Origin of the sequence: Novosphingobium sp. SG751A (assembly GCF_013149295.1) — a bacterium.
In the GTDB taxonomy this organism is placed as follows: Bacteria; Pseudomonadota; Alphaproteobacteria; order Sphingomonadales; family Sphingomonadaceae; genus Novosphingobium.
In genome coordinates, this window is record NZ_JABGCB010000009.1 from 138,423 (window position 1) to 151,779 (window position 13,357).

Annotated in this window: 11 protein-coding genes; 7 read left to right on the forward strand and 4 right to left on the reverse strand. The window is 63.0% G+C overall.

Going from position 1 to position 13,357, the window contains the following annotated elements; all coding sequences use genetic code 11:
• The first annotated feature begins 82 nt into the window (after positions 1 to 82).
• Complete coding sequence (locus tag FHW96_RS13800) at positions 83 to 1,342, forward strand: HD-GYP domain-containing protein (protein ID WP_256432858.1); 1,260 nt, start codon at positions 83 to 85, stop codon at positions 1,340 to 1,342.
• 9 nt (positions 1,343 to 1,351) lie between these two features.
• Here FHW96_RS13800 and FHW96_RS13805 read toward each other — a convergent pair whose 3' ends face one another.
• Positions 1,352 to 2,290, reverse strand: coding sequence for a LysR family transcriptional regulator (locus tag FHW96_RS13805; RefSeq protein WP_371815717.1), 939 nt, complete (start codon positions 2,288 to 2,290; stop codon positions 1,352 to 1,354).
• A 172-nt stretch (positions 2,291 to 2,462) separates the two neighbouring features.
• On the opposite strand from FHW96_RS13805, the gene FHW96_RS13810 reads away from it, so the two are divergent.
• From FHW96_RS13810 to FHW96_RS13820, 3 genes are all read left to right on the forward strand, one after another.
• A complete protein-coding gene (locus FHW96_RS13810) occupies positions 2,463 to 3,902 on the forward strand; it encodes an adenosine deaminase (RefSeq protein WP_172341160.1) in 1,440 nt (479 codons plus the stop codon).
• Positions 3,903 to 4,012: 110 nt separating this feature from the next.
• Positions 4,013 to 6,445: a TonB-dependent siderophore receptor gene (locus tag FHW96_RS13815; protein WP_253950954.1), complete on the forward strand. Its 2,433-nt coding sequence runs from the start codon at positions 4,013 to 4,015 to the stop codon at positions 6,443 to 6,445.
• A 50-nt stretch (positions 6,446 to 6,495) separates the two neighbouring features.
• The gene (locus FHW96_RS13820; protein ID WP_172341162.1) at positions 6,496 to 7,632 is read left to right on the forward strand and encodes a purine nucleoside permease; all 1,137 of its coding nucleotides are present in this window, start codon (positions 6,496 to 6,498) and stop codon (positions 7,630 to 7,632) included.
• Here the strand turns inward: FHW96_RS13820 and FHW96_RS13825 are convergent.
• On the reverse strand, positions 7,629 to 8,366 hold the full coding sequence (locus tag FHW96_RS13825) for an enoyl-CoA hydratase/isomerase family protein (RefSeq protein WP_172341163.1): 738 nt from the start codon (positions 8,364 to 8,366) through the stop codon (positions 7,629 to 7,631). The two genes, FHW96_RS13820 and FHW96_RS13825, sit on opposite strands and share 4 nt — an antisense overlap.
• A 63-nt stretch (positions 8,367 to 8,429) precedes the next feature.
• A complete protein-coding gene (locus FHW96_RS13830) occupies positions 8,430 to 9,650 on the reverse strand; it encodes a polyhydroxyalkanoate depolymerase (RefSeq protein WP_172341164.1) in 1,221 nt (406 codons plus the stop codon).
• Positions 9,651 to 9,795: 145 nt separating this feature from the next.
• On the opposite strand from FHW96_RS13830, the gene FHW96_RS13835 reads away from it, so the two are divergent.
• The 3 genes from FHW96_RS13835 (at position 9,796) to FHW96_RS13845 (ending at position 12,866) form a co-directional block, all read left to right on the forward strand.
• Entirely contained in the window at positions 9,796 to 10,449 is a 654-nt protein-coding gene (locus tag FHW96_RS13835) for a glutathione S-transferase (protein WP_172341165.1), read from the forward strand.
• 108 nt (positions 10,450 to 10,557) lie between these two features.
• The gene (locus FHW96_RS13840) at positions 10,558 to 11,886 is read left to right on the forward strand and encodes an alginate export family protein (protein ID WP_216650896.1); all 1,329 of its coding nucleotides are present in this window, start codon (positions 10,558 to 10,560) and stop codon (positions 11,884 to 11,886) included.
• Between the two features lie 47 nt (positions 11,887 to 11,933).
• Positions 11,934 to 12,866, forward strand: coding sequence for a DUF808 domain-containing protein (locus FHW96_RS13845; protein ID WP_172341166.1), 933 nt, complete (start codon positions 11,934 to 11,936; stop codon positions 12,864 to 12,866).
• Positions 12,867 to 12,892: 26 nt separating this feature from the next.
• Here the strand turns inward: FHW96_RS13845 and FHW96_RS13850 are convergent, their stop codons facing one another.
• Entirely contained in the window at positions 12,893 to 13,288 is a 396-nt protein-coding gene (locus FHW96_RS13850) for a hypothetical protein (RefSeq protein WP_172341167.1), read from the reverse strand.
• Positions 13,289 to 13,357: the final 69 nt, after the last annotated feature.

A 13,357-nucleotide genomic window follows, 5' to 3' on the forward strand; every position in this document is an offset into this window, starting at 1 on the left:
CCCGACCCTTTGGATTTTAGAAATTTGCCGCCAGTTGCAGGGTCTCGCGTCGAAACTCAGACAAAAAGTCCATGCAGGCCCTATGCTCAAACGGATCGATCCCCATAAAGCGCAACTTGGTATGTTCATTCACAAGCTGGAGGGCAACTGGTTCAGCCATCCCTTCTGGCGCGGGCGCTTTTTGCTGACCGATGAGGACCGACTCGCCCGGCTGCGCGCCAGCGATGTGGCCGCGGTGATCATCGATACGGAGCGCGGATGCGATGTGGAGGATGGCGAACCGGTGGCGTTTATGGCGCCCCTCACGCCCCGGCGGCGGCGTCAGATGCTGCTGGAGGAACAGAAGGCCGCCCAGCGCCAGCCCAACGCGCTGACCTCGCGCAGCATGGCCCGCGAATTTGGCCGCGCCGAACAGGTGGCCGACATGGGCGCCAAGGTCATCTCGCGCGCCTTTATCGAGGCGCGGCTGGGCAAGGCGATCCAGCCCGAGGTGGTGGCTCCGGTGGTCGAAGCGGTGTTCGCCTCGGTCCAGCGTTACCCCTATGCCTTTAACGGGCTGATGCGGTGCAAGCGTGATATGGAATATCTGTTTCGCCATGCGCTGGCGACGACGGCGCTGATGATCTCGCTGGGGCGGCAGATGAAGCTGTCGCACGAACAAATGCATGATGCGGGCCTTGTCGGCCTGCTGATGGACAGCGGCATTGCGCTGCTGCCCGTGCCTGATGGATGGCAGGGCGATTGGCGGGATTTGCCCGAGCGGGCGGTGCGCGAGCATGTGCTGTTCGGACGCGATTTCGTGGCGACGGGCGGGTTCGACGAGGCGGTGGTGCGCGCCTGCTATGAGCATCACGAGCGGATGGACGGCGCGGGCTATCCAGAAGGCGCGCCGGGCGAGGGGATCAGCCTGCTGGGCCGGATGGCGGCGATTTGCGATGCCTATGATGATCTGGCCAATCCGTTTGACGGCGAGAGCGTATCGGACCCGGCCTATGTGATTGAAAAGATGCAGGGTGATGCGGGGGCCTTTGATCCCGACATCTTGCGCGAATTCATTGTCGCGGTGGGGGTCTATCCGGTGGGCTCGATCGTGCTGCTGGCCTCGCACCGGCTGGCCATGGTGGTGGACCAGAATCCCGACGATCCGGCCAGCCCCACAGTGCGCTGTTTCCATTCGCTCAAACTGGGCCGGGCGGTGGCGCAGGAAACGGTCGATCTGAGCAATTGCTATGGCAAGGACCGGATCGTGGGCGCGGCCGACAGCGCGCTGCTGGCGCAGGCCAATCTGCCCAATCTGGGCCAGATGCGGATGAAACTGCTGGCCGCGGCCTGTGCCGGTTAGATCTATGCGCTATGGCTGATAGGCCAGCGCGGAAAATCCCTGCTGGATTTCGCCCAGCACGAGATCGGCGGCATAGGACAGCGTGCGCGAGGTGGCCGTGGTCATGGCCAGCACCAGCGGCTTCAGGATAGGATCGGCCAGAGGGGTGAAGCACAGCGATCCGGCGCGCACCTCGCTGGCCACATCGACCCATGACAGCACGCCAACGCCGACGCCTTCCTGCACCAGGCTGGCGATCATCTGGATATTGTCCGAGGTGAAGATGCGGGTAAGCGGCACCTGCGCCGCGCCTTGCAGCACGGCCACCTGATCGTGGACCGCCAGAGGCCGCGCGGGCAGGATGACGGGCAGATCGGCGGCCATCGAAAAACGCGCGCGGGGCAATTGCGAAACGGGGTGTCCCGGCAGGGTGATAAAGCCCAGCGGCACTTCGGCAAAGGCGCGCACGGTCAGATCGCGGATCGATTGCGGTTCGAAACCGATGCCGAAATCGACATCGCCATCGGCCACTGCATCGCGCATCGCCGCACTATCCAGGATGCGCAGCGCCACCGTGATGCCCGGATAGCGCCGATGCAGCGCGCAAAGCACCTGTGGAATATAGCCCTTGGTCAGCGCATGGATGACGGCGATCTCGACATGGCCGCGTTTCAATCCGCGCAGATCCTCGATCCGCGCTCGCGCATCGGCCAGCGATTTCTGCCAGTTGCCGCCCGCCGCCATCATGATCTCGCCCGCCGCCGTCAGACGCAGGCCCGATGGCAGGCGTTCGAACAGGGGCATGCCGATCTCAGCCTCGGCGTTCAGGATTTGCCGGTCGATGGCCGAGGCCGATACGTGCAATTCATCGGCCGCCTTGCGGATCGAGCCGGTCCGGCCCACCACCATGAAATAGCGCAGGAAACGAGAGAAGGCGGGCATAGGCTGGCTCCAGAGGGGTGCGCTCATTTTTGCAACGCTGTGTCTAGATCATTGCGTTTGATTGTTGCAGGTCAAGCCCTAAATTCACCGCCGAAGGGGTCAGGGGACCCTTTGACGGGGACCAATCTTGAACATTTCCGGTGGCAGGCGGCGGTTGGGCGCCTCGACCTTGCGTATGCGCCGGTCTTTGGGTCTTTGCATGCTGGCCGGGGCTGCGCTCCTCCCTCACGCGGTTCTGGCCGGAACCACCGCCGCCCGCGCTAATTCCTCTCCGGGGCGCGAGGCGGCGGTGGCGCGGATCATGGCGCGCGCGGCGCAAAGCCCGACCGAATTACGCCTGTTTTTGCGCGCCATGCCCAAGGGCGGCGATCTACATAACCATCTGTCGGGGGCGATCTGGGCGGAGGATTATCTGCTCTGGGCGGCGCAGGCGGGCTTTTGCGCCACTGCCGATGGCTTGAGCGTCGAGCCGCCGCCACCGGGCGGTTGCGCGAGCGAACGCCGGATCGAGCGCCGCGACGGGCAGGAATCGCCTGCCTATGCGCGGCTGGTCGACAGTTTTTCGACGCGCGGCTGGCAGGCGGGCGTGGGGCGCAATGAGCGTTCGGGCCATGCGCAATTCTTTCAGACCTTTGCCCGTTTCGCCCCGATTGCCGCTATCTCGACCGCGCCGATGCTGGCCTCGGTGCGCCGCCATGCCGCGCTCGACCGGGTGGGCTATCTGGAACTGGACCACAATACCAATGCCTTTTCGCAAGCGATCATGGCGGCGGGCGATGCGCCGATGGGCGAGGGCGATATTGCCGCCACCTTTGAGGCCGACCGCGCCTTGATCGAGCCTTTGCTGGCGCAGGCCAGCACGGAATTGAGCGCCGACGAGGCCGCCGCCGCCAAGGCCCTGCAATGTGCGACTCCGCAGGCCGAGGCCGGGTGCCGGGTGCGGGTGCATTATCTGTTTCAGGCCTTGCGGGCGCTGCCGCCGCGCATGGTGTTTCGTTCGCTGGTGGCCGCCTTCATGATGGCCGACCATGATCCGCGCTATGTCGGCATCAACATCGTCATGCCCGAGGATCATCCGCTGGCGCTGCGTGATTACCCGCTGCATATGGCGATGATCCGCTTTCTGGCGGCGCGCTATCCGCGCGTTCATCGCACGCTGCACGCGGGCGAGTTGGGCGCGACGCAGGTGCCGCCCCTCAATCGCACCGACCATATCGCGCAGGCCATTGCGGCGGGCGCCCAGCGCATCGGCCACGGCGTCGATATTGCCGGAGAGGAAAATGCCGCCGCCACCATGGCGCGCATGGCCCGCGAAGGCATTGCAGTGGAAATCAATCTGACCAGCAATGATGTGATCCTTGGTGTAAAAGGCGAAGCGCATCCGCTGGGGCTTTATCGCCGCCATGGTGTGCCTTTCGTGCTGAGCACCGATGATGCGGGCGTTTTGCGCGGCGACATGACGGGTGAATATGTCCGCGCCGTGCGCGAACAGGGGCTGACCTATCGCGACCTCAAACAGGCTTCGCGCGCCAGCCTGACCTATTCCTTCATGCCGCCCGATGAAAAGGCGGCCGCGCTGGCCGCGTTGGACCGGGAATGGGACGCGTTCGAGCAGGATCGGATGGCCGGGGCGCCATGAAGCCTATCAGCAAAAAATAAGCCGCACAGGCATGGGCAAGAGGACAGGGAACAATCACGGGGCGGGCAGCGCAGGGGCGCGGCCGGCCATCAAACATGGGGGCATGTATAATGAAATATCAGGAGAAATTACGGCTGCGGCGCGTGGCTCTGGCGGCGGTGCTGTTGACGGGATCGGTGCTTTCAACGCCTGCTCTGGCCGATGATGAACCGGCAGCGGAAAAGAAGGAAATTGTCGTGCAGGGCTCGCTGGGCGCGTTGCCTTTGAAGGATGTCGGCACGATCTTTGGCTTCAACAAGAATCTGGTGGAAACGCCCCGCTCGGCCTCGACCATTTCCAAGGAGCAGATGGAGCGTTTCGGCGCGACCGAGATCTATGACCTGATGGCGCAATCGCCGGGCGTGTTCACCAATTCGTTCTTTGGCGTAGGCGGCGCGCTCGATATTCGCGGCACGCCGGGCGAAGTCTATTTTCGCGGCGTGCGCCGTCTGGACAATCCGGGCAATTATCCTACCCCGCTGGGCGCCTCGGACCGGATCGACATCGTGCGCGGGCCTTCATCGCCCATCTATGGCCCGTCCAAGACCGGCGGCTATATGAACTTCGTGCCCAAATCGGCGCGTGCGGGCAAGGGCAAGTTTCTTGACCATGCCGAGGGTGAGGTGAACTATACCGGCGGCAGTTGGAGCAAGAATGTCCTGTCCGCCTCGATCCGCGGGCCGGGCAAGATCGGTTCGAAAGAATTCGGCTACAGCCTCTATGGCGAGGTCGAGGACAGCGGCTCCTATTACCGCAACATGGGCACCAAGCAGACCATCCTTCAGGCCAGCTTCGATGTCGATCTGACCTCAAACCTGCGGCTCGAATTTGGCGGCATGTATCACAATTACAAAGGCCAGCAGAATGGCGGCTGGAACCGCCTTACGCAGGATCTGGTCAACACCGGCACCTATCTGACCGGCCAGCCCACGCTTTCGATGGACACCAATGGCGACGGCAAGATTTCGGCCCGTGAGATCGAGGCGCTTTCGCCCGGCGGCCTGTCGCAATTTGGCGGCTTTGCCTGTGGCGGCAATGTGTTTGCCTCCTCGATCACCAATGGCTGCTATACCAACCCCTATATGGCCGTCACCAACACCGGCACGGCCAAATTGTCGCGCAAGGATGTGCTGACCGGCCCGAATGACAAGCTGTGGAACAAGGCCACCACGCTCTATGCCGATCTGATCTGGGACGCTTCGGACACGCTGGAGATCAAGAACCAGCTTTTCTATGATGGTTACGACAATCTCAACGAGAATGCCTATGGCTTCTCGCAATTCCATAATTCCTATGTGATCGAGGACAAGATCGTCGCGACCAAGAAGGTCGAGAACGATCTGGGCAAGTTCCAGCTTCAGCTCAGCCCCTCGATCCGCTATACCGACTTTCTGCATGGTGATGATTTCACTTATGAATATTTTCATCGGGTCGATCTGACGCAGGGCTATAACGCCTATTCCACCCGCCTTCTTTCGACCCAGTGCAATTGCGATTACACCAATTATCTCCGCGGCTATTATACCGACGCCGCCTTTGCCGCGCTGACCGATCTGGATTTCAAGTTCGGTCTCGATATTACCTTGGGCGCGCGGTATGACAGCATCCATGTCCAGACCGGCAGCGACAATTCCAAGCTGCAAACCAAGATCACCAACCCCGCAGCGCTGAGCGCCAAGGCCACCAACGGGGTGTGGAGCTGGTCGGCCAGCGCCAATTATCGCGCGCCCCTTGGTCTGGTGCCCTATGGCACGATCGCCAAGCAATCGACGGTGATCGCGGGGCAGGGGGCCGAGGTCTATGCCGCCAATGTCAGCGGCAATGCATGGACCACCGCGTCCAAGATGTGGGAACTGGGCATCAAGGGTTCGTGGCTGGGCGGGCGCCTCTATGCCGCGGTCGATACCTATAATCAAAAGCGCACCGATTTCTCGATCCAGTCCTCGACCGTCAATCAATCGGTCGAAACGCGTGGCATCGAGGCCGAAGTGCGCTGGTCGGTGGACCGGCACCTGCTGCTCTCGGCCAATTACACCAAGACCAAAGTGTATAACCTGTCCTTCTATAACGCGGGCAGCACGTTCAGCTTCCTTGGCATCGAGGATCTGAAGGGCGTGACCAATCCCTATCTGTTCCTTGGCGGTCAGCCGGGCGGTCTGGTTTTGACCAACACGATGGAAAAGTCGCGCCGCGCGGGCATTCCCACCAACACCTTCTCGGCCACGGCCACCTATGCCTTTGACAATGGCCTTGCCTTTGCCGCCAGCGCGACGGCGGTGGATTCGGTTTATTCGGGCCAGTCGCAGGCGGTGCGCCTGCCCGCCTATACGCTGGTCGACCTCTCGGCCAGCTACAAGACCGGGCCATGGCTGTTCCGCGTGGTGGTGAAAAATGCGACGGATGCCACCTATTTCCGCGCCAATTTCACCGAATTGTTCGGCTCGACCATCGTCCTGCCGGAAAAGCCCCGCAGCGTGCAGGGTTCGGTCGTTTACAAGTTCTGATGAATGGGGCGGGGCGTTCAGGCGCCCCGTCCGTTTGGGAAAGTGATTATATGGTAATGGCCCGTTACAAGGCTTTGTTTTTGGCGCTGACGGCTGCTCTGGCGGGGCCGGTGGCGGCGGCTCCCGTGTCTCCGCGCGCTGCTTTGGCGGGAATTGCCAAATGCGCGCCTGCCGCGCCTTGCGCCGCGCATCTGCCGGTACGGGTGGTGGTGGTCACGCTGTTTGAAATCGGCAAGGATGAGGGCGACCGGCCCGGTGAGTTCCAGCTCTGGAAAGAACGGGCCAAGCTGACGCAGCGGATCCCTTTCCCGCAGGGCTATCACGACCTTTACTACAACCCGGAAACGCAGGTTCTGGGCATAGTGACCGGCATGGGCAATATCAAGTCGGCCACCGCCGCGCTGGCGCTGGGGCTGGATCAGCGGCTCGATCTGTCCCATGCCTATTGGTTGGTGGCGGGGATTGCGGGGATTGATCCGGCTGCCGGCTCGGCGGGCAGCGCGGCCTGGGCGCGCTATCTGGTCGATGGCGATATGGCGCATGAAATTGACGCGCGTGAAATCCCCAAGGGCTGGAAATATGGTTATTTCCCGATCCATGGCTCGACGAAAGTGGAGGGCGACCCGCTGGCGGGGCCTGCGCCGGTGGCGTCCAATGGCGAGATGTTTGCGCTCAACGCCGGGCTTGCCCAGTGGGCTTACGGGCTGACCAAGGACATCAAACTGCCCGACGATGCCTCGATTACCGCCCAGCGCGAGCTGTATAAGGAGTTCCCGGCCGCCCAAATGCCGCCCCATGTGATGATGGGCGATCAACTGGCCGCGATGACCTATTGGCATGGCGAGAAGATGACCCAGTGGGGCCGCGACTGGGTCAAATACTGGACCAATGGCAAGGGCACTTTCGTCACCTCGGCGATGGAGGAGACGGGGATTATCCAGAGCCTTGAATATCTGACCAAGGTGGGCCGGGCAGATCGCAATCGGATGATGGTGCTGCGCGCGGGGTCGAATTTCACCATGCCGCCGTCGGGCATGGGCGCTGCGGAAAATATGGCGCGCGAGAATGGCGGCTATTCCGGCATGACCGCCGCGCTGGAGGCGCTTTATGCGGCCGGGTCAAAGGTGGTGGGGGAAATCACCACGCATTGGCCGCGCTATGAAAAATCCGCGCCCTCGGCCCCTTAACCCTTGCGCTTGAAAAATCCCTCGGCGCGGGCGGCGAAATCCGCCCCGTCGAAGGCTGATGCGAACAGGGCCAGCGAGGCTTCGTCCTCCTGCCTTTGCCCGGCGATCACCCGCGCGATGGTATGCAATGTTGCGCTATGGGTGAAGGCGGAATTGGCGGTAATGGCGCGCAATGGCCCATGCGCGCTTTCGGCCATCTCCTCGATCAATCCGATGCGCAGCGCTTCGTCGGCCCCGATCAACTGGCCGGTCAGCATCAGGCGCCGCGCCTGACCCGGCCCGACCAGATCAACCAGCAGCCCCGTATCATGCAGCGGATAGGCCAGCCCCAGCCGCGCGGGCGTAATGCCGAAACGCGCGCGCGCCGTCGCCACCCGTATGTGGCAGGCCAAAATCAGCCCGCATCCCCCGCCGATCGCATCGCCATCGATCATCGCGACCAACGGCTTGGGGCATTGCGCCAGCGCCGATTGCGCCGCGTTTATCGCGCCCTGCGTGGCGGCGCGCAGCGCCAGATCCTCGCGCGCAGCCAGCATCTCGCCAATATCGGCCCCCGCGCAGAACAGGCCCGGCGTGGCCGAGGTCAGGACAATCGCGCGCACATCATCATCGCCCACCGCCTGCGCCAGCAAATCCGGCAGCGCCTGCCACATGGCAAGGTTCATTGCATTATGGCGTTCGGGGCGGTCGATCAGCAGGCGCGCGATGGCGCCATCCTTGTCCAGTTTCAGCATGGGTGCCTCTTACCCGATCCCACGCCACGGCAACAGCGCGCCGATGGTCGCAGCGCGGATAGGTTAACTCATCGCCAGCACTAGATTGCGCACTTGCGGATAGACCTGCTTTTCCCATTTCGAACCGGCAAACACGCCGTAATGGCCCACGCCCGGCTGCAAATGATGTCGCCGCAGATGGGGGCGCAGCGAAGAGCACATCTGATGCGCCGCCGCTGTCTGGCCCACGCCGCAAATATCGTCGCGCTCGCCCTCGACGGTCAGCAGCGCGGTCTGTCGGATCGCCGCGCAGTCAATGCGGCGGCCCCGGTGCATCATTTCTCCCCGCGCCAGCGTGGCCTGCTGAAACACCTGATCGATGGTTTCGAGATAGAATTCCGCCGACAGGTCCAGCACCGCCATATATTCTTCGTAAAAGTGGGCGATCTTCTTGGCTTCGGCCTCGCGCTCGTCGACAAGAGCCTGATAGAGCTTGCGAAATTGTCCGAAATGGCGGCCAAGGTTCATCGACATAAAGGCGGTCAGTTGGAGGAAGCCGGGATAGACCCTCCGCCCCGCGCCCTTATGCCGCGAAGGCACGCGCGAGATCAGATTGGCCTCGAACCAGTCCAGCGTATTGGCATTGGCCAGTTCATTGACCACCGTTGGCGCCTCGCGCACATCGACCGGTCCGCTCATCAGCGTCAGGCTGCGCGGGGTGCACGGATCGCGCTCGGCGCTCATCACCGCCACCGTGGCCAGCGCCGAAACGCAGGGCTGGCACACGGCCAGCATATGGCTGCGCGGGCCCAGTTCGCGCAGGAAATGGATCAGATAATCGGTGTAATCCTCCAGCCCGAAACGCCCCTCGGCCAGAGGCACATCGCGCGCATTCTTCCAGTCGGTCAGATAGACATCGTGATCGCGCAGCAAGACCTCGACCGTATGGGCGAGCAGCGTGGCGTAATGGCCGGATAGGGGCGCCACCACCAGCATCTTGGGCTGGGGCGTCATCACCTCGTCCTTGGCGAAATGGATCAGATTGCCAAAGGGGCGCTCGAGGGCCACCTCTTCGCGCACGGCCACATTGGCATTGCCCACGCGCACCTGTGTAATGCCAAAGGCAGGGCGGCTGTGGGTTATGGCCGAAAGCTTGTGAGTCGCGCAAAGCGCATGCATCCGGCGCGGCCAGCCCCAGACATCGGCCCATGGCCAGAGCCGGTCGCGCGCCTCCAGCGCCAGCGCCGCCATCCGCCGCGATGGCTCCATCATGTCGCAATAGGTCTGATAGGCCTGATAAAGCATGGATTCGGTCCGCCAATCTTTCCGCCCGGTGCATGATTCGTCTGCATGCCGGAGTGAAATAATAGGGTGATGCTGCGCTGCGTCATTGCGCTTGGCAAGAGTTTATGCTGCAAAAGCGAAACAGGTGTAGAAGAGGACGCAAGTCATGGCCAAGGCAACGCTCACCATTTCCAGCAAAACCTATTCGGCATGGTCGCTGCGCGGCTGGCTGCTGACCCAACTGGCGGGGCTGGAGGTCGATGAACAGCGGGTGGAGAATGATGCGGCCGACCGCGCCGAATTGCTGCTGCTCAGCCCATCGGTGCTGGTGCCGCGCCTGACGCATGAAGGGGCCAGCGTGTGGGATACGCTGGCGATTGCCGAATATCTCAACGAGCTTTACCCCGATGCCCAGATGCTGCCCGCCGACCGGATCGCGCGCGCGCATTGCCGGTCCATCAGCGGCGAGATCCATTCCGGCTTTACCAATCTGCGCTCGGCCCTGCCGATGAACCTGAAGGTGCGCCATAATAAATTCCCGGTCTTTTCCGGCGCGCGCCCCGATATCGAGCGGATCGAGGTGATCTGGCAGGAATGTTTGAGCAAATATGGCGGCCCGTTCCTGTTCGGCGCCGCGCCCACGATTGCAGACGCGATGTATGCCCCCGTCACCACGCGCTTCCTTTCCTATGCGGTGGGCCTGAGCGCGCCGAGCGCCGCCTATTGCCAGACCATCGCAGCATGGGGCCCGATGATCGTATGGCGCGAGGCCGCCTTGGCAGAGGCCGAGGAGTTCGAGGATCTGGATGTCGAATTCTGAAACAGTGCTCCCGATAAAACTACGCAGAAGCCTGCCTCCGGCATTTTAGGGCTTTGGATTGTAGCATCACCTCCCTAGAGAACGCGCCCATTGGGGGGATTTCGGGGAATGAAATACACGGTTCTGGCCGCATTGGGCCTGTTGTGCTGGTCGGCGGAGGCGCGGGCTGAGGATGGCGTGCAGATTTCCGGCAGCATCCGCGCGCGTTATGAAGCCATCGAGGGCCAGGCCCGCGCGGGCGTCAATGCCAGCGACCAGTTGCCGGGCCTGCGCACCACCTTGCGCGCTGAATGGAAACATGGGCCGATCCAGCTCGTCGGTGAAATCTATGACAGCCGCGAATGGAACGCCAATCCCGGCACGCCTTTATCCACCAATGATGTCAATGTGATGGAGCCCGCGCAGGCCTATATCATGGCCAATCTGGGCTCGACATTGGGCAAGGGGACCAAGACCACGATTCAGGCCGGGCGCATGATGGCGCGCATCGGTTCGGGCCGCCTGATCGCCTCGGACGATTATCGCAATTCCACCAATTCCTATACGGGCGCGATTGCCATCACGGCAATGCCGGGCGGCTATACGTCCACGCTGATCTATCTGATGCCGCATCTGCGCCTGCCCGATGATGGCGTTTCCTTGCGCGACAATCGCTTTGCGCTGGATTCGGAAAATGTGAACATCGCGCTGTCGGGCGGCTTGCTGGCGCATCAGGCCAAGGGCAGCCCGTTCCTGTCTGAAATCAGCTTTATCCATTTTGGCGAGCGCGATGCGCCCGGCCACCCCACGCGCGACCGCTTGCTCAACAATCTGGGCCTGCGCGCCAGTTTCGATCCGCGCCCCGGCCATGTCGATGGTGGCGTGGAAGGCATCTATCAATGGGGCCATGTCAGCGCCAGCACCGCCGCCAATGCCGCCACGCTGACCGCCAGCGCGACTTTCCTGCGCGCCCATCTGGGCTATAGCTGGGCGGGCAAATGGAAGCCGCATGTGCTGTTCGAATTCGACCGGGCCAGCGGGGACGGCACCTCAGGCACCTATGGCCATTTCGACACTCTGTTCGGGTTCCGCCGCGGCGATCTGGCGCCCAGCGGTCTGTATAATGCCATTGGCCGGGCCAATATTGCCTCGCCGGGCCTGCGTATCGAGGTCACACCGAGCGCGCGCGTGGACGCCTTTGTCGGCTGGCGCGGCCTGTGGCTGGCCGACAGCCACGACAGTTTCTCGACCACCAGCGTGCGCGACGTCACGGGCCGTTCGGGCAATTTTGCGGGCCATCAGTTCGATACGCGGCTGCGCTATTGGATAAAGCCGAAAAGGCTTCGTTTTGAATTTGATGGCGTCTATCTGGCGCGTGGGTCGTTTATGGAAAACGCGCCCAATGGACGGCGCGGCGATACGCGCTATGTGTCGTTCAATCTGACCGGGTTTTTCTGATTCTGGCGGCATGGTCGGGCCGCCTGTCCGCAGGGGGCTGCTAAGACATGTCGGTGGGATTGATCGCGCTGCTCGATGATGTGGCGATGATTGCGAAGGCGGCGGCGGCCTCGCTGGACGATATGGCCGCAGGCGTGGCGCAGGCGGGCAGCAAGGCGGCAGGCGTGGTGATCGACGATGCGGCGGTGACGCCCGCCTATGTTTCATCCTTCACTCCCGACCGCGAATTGCCCGTCATCGCCCGCATCGCGCGGGGCAGCCTGTTCAACAAACTGGTGATCCTTTTGCCGCTGGCGCTGGCGCTTTCGGCACTGCTGCCCTGGGCGATCACGCCGCTGCTGATGCTGGGCGGGTTGTTCCTGTGCTATGAGGGCGCGGAAAAGCTGCTGGAGAAGCTGGGCGGCGAGGCGCATGGCGAGACGCCGGAGGGGCCGGTGACGGATGGCGCGGCCTTTGAGGCGGCACGCGTCAAGGGCGCGGTGCGCACCGATCTGATCCTCTCGGCCGAAATCATGGCCATCGCTCTGGCCGAGGTGGCGGATAAGCCGCTGGTTGAACGGGCGGTCATTCTGGGCATCGTGGGCGTGGGCATCACGGTGCTGGTTTACGGCGTCGTCGGGCTGATCGTGAAGGCGGATGATATCGGCCTTCATCTGGCGCGGGGCGGGTCGGGCCTGCGCCGGGCCATCGGGCGCGCTCTGGTGCAGGGCACGCCGCCCTTGCTGACGCTGCTGGCCAATGTCGGCACGGCGGCGATGCTCTGGGTGGGCGGGGGCATTCTGCTGCATGGGGCCGAGCAACTGGGCCTTGCCGCGCCCGCCCATTGGCAGCATGGCGCTGCGCATTTCGTCGAGGCGGCTGCGGGCGCGGCGCCGGGCTGGATTGCCGGGGCGGGGGTTGCCGGGATTGCCGGGCTGGTGGTCGGGATGATCGTGGCGGGGGCGCTGCATGGCCTGCCCGCATTGTTTCGCCGGACATGAAAAAGGGGGCCTGGCGCCCCCTTCGATCAATTCGGCAGTTCTTCGCCTTCCTCGCGGTCATAGCGATTGTTGATCTGCGTCAGGCGGTCGGTCTCCGACCTTTCGCGCTGGCTGGCGTGACGCAGCACCAGTTCCTCGAAAATATCGGGATGGAGCGGCCGGTCGAATTCCAGCCCCGCGCTCAGCTCCATCAGCCATACCACGGTCGCCTCCTTGGGCGCCAGCGAGGGCAGGCACAGCGTCACCTTGTCGCCGCAGCGCAGCCCCGCGATGCCCTCGACCCGCGCCCCGCCGCAGGTCAGGTTCCTGAGCAGGGTCGGCCCGCGATCCTCGATGCTGCGATAGCGGACCATCAGGTCAAAGCTGATACGTTCGGCGCGGGGGACGTAAACTACGGTATCGTCGATCGTATTGAGCAGCATGGCGTGGCTCCGGCATTTCCTCTCGGCACAGATAGAAACGGGATTTGGAGAGGGAAATTAAGATCCGCG